General features: G+C 71.5%; 1 protein-coding gene. It reads left to right on the forward strand.

From position 1 onward, the window contains the following. A partial coding sequence (locus tag ABEB12_RS41985) for a hypothetical protein (RefSeq protein ID WP_345703607.1) occupies window positions 1–1,535 on the forward strand: 1,535 nt, incomplete at both ends.

Genomic DNA, 1,535 nt, shown 5'->3' on the forward strand with positions numbered 1-1,535 from the left:
CCGCTGGCCGGGCTGGCCGCGGCGGACGTCCCGCCGTCCGCGCACGTCACGGCCGTTTTCCATGCCGGGGCCATCACGCAGGTCGATGACCGCACCCGGCTGGAGCGGCGGGCGGCCGCACTGCGCCAGCGCGGTTCCCAGCTGTGGTCGGTGATCTGGGACCTGAACGCGGAACGGACGTGGTCGGATGCCCAAGAGCTCGGCACGCGCGCACGCGAGTTCGCCCGGGACGCCGAGACCGACCCGATCGCCACGCGGGCCTTCGACATCTCCCGCCGGATCAGGGTCCTGCTGCCCGACCACCTGTACGTCGACTACCTCGACGCCGAACCCGGACGGTTGAGCAGCACCACCCCCGACCACCAGGCCCCGCTCGACGAGCTGAAGGCCCGGGTCCACCGGCTCGAACACAACATCCCCGAACTGGAACGCAACGTCGAAACCCTGCGCACCCAGATGCCCGGGATGCGCACCCAACTCGACCAGCTCACCGAGCAGCAGCACCAGCGCGAACAGGAACGCGCCCGCCCCCACACCCTCGCCGGGACCATCCTGAACTACCTGTCCTGGGCGTGGAACCACAACGGGCTGATCGGCGCCTACCTCCTCGCGTGGGTGTGGGGACGGATCATGGCCTGGCGAAGCAGCCGCACCACCACCGGCGGCAACTACCGGCCGGCCAAATACACCAGCATCGCCCAGTGGGACCCCAAGGTCCTCGCCGAGCTGGGCAAGCTTCCCTCGAAACAAGCACTGGCCGAGATCCTCGCCATCCAGGGCTTCGACGGCCCACCCACCGTGGCCGCCAAGCCGGAACGGAGCGGGTTCGCGCTGCGCTGGGCCGGATACCGGAAGTTCCACCGAGGCGTCCACGGCCGCGACCGCTCGCAGGTCGCCCGATGGATCGAACAGTTCCGCGCCGGGTCGCTGTTCGTCGGTGACGTGTTCGGCCAACCCGCCGGCACCAACGTCACGCAATCCCGGCTGGTCGCCCGGCTCTACGCACACCTCTACGGCCGACGACTGGGCAGCCCGCACGGCGGCGTCATCACCGGATACCTGCCCTGGCACCTGTGGCGCCAACGCCCACCCTCCACCACCGGCGGCCCAGCGCAGTTGGGCGGCCACTGGCACAACCCCGCCATCCGCGCCGCGCTACTCGGACACGACGCCGTCGCCTACCCCCTCAAACGCCACCTGGTCCTGCTCAACCGCACCGCCGCCATCATCCGACCCACACCCACAAACGAGGAAACCCGACGCCGGCGCACCACCCTGATCACCTGGGCCATCGGCACCCTCGCAGGCCTCGCCTGGGCCGCCGCCGGACTCGCCCACACCCCACTGCTCATCGCCGGCGGGTTGGCCGCCGCGATACTCCTGGCCCGGCACATCGCCACCAAGGTGATCGCCCGGATGACCCGGCCCGGCGCGCCACGCGCACCGCCGGCCTGGCTGACCCGCGCGATGGACTGGACCCACACCCCCACCGGCCGCCGGATGATGCACGCCGCCACCCTGCTGGCCGCCGCCGC

Origin of the sequence: Actinospineispora eucalypti, from assembly GCF_039543365.1 — a bacterium.
Classification (GTDB): Bacteria; Actinomycetota; Actinomycetes; order Mycobacteriales; family Pseudonocardiaceae; genus Pseudonocardia; species Pseudonocardia eucalypti.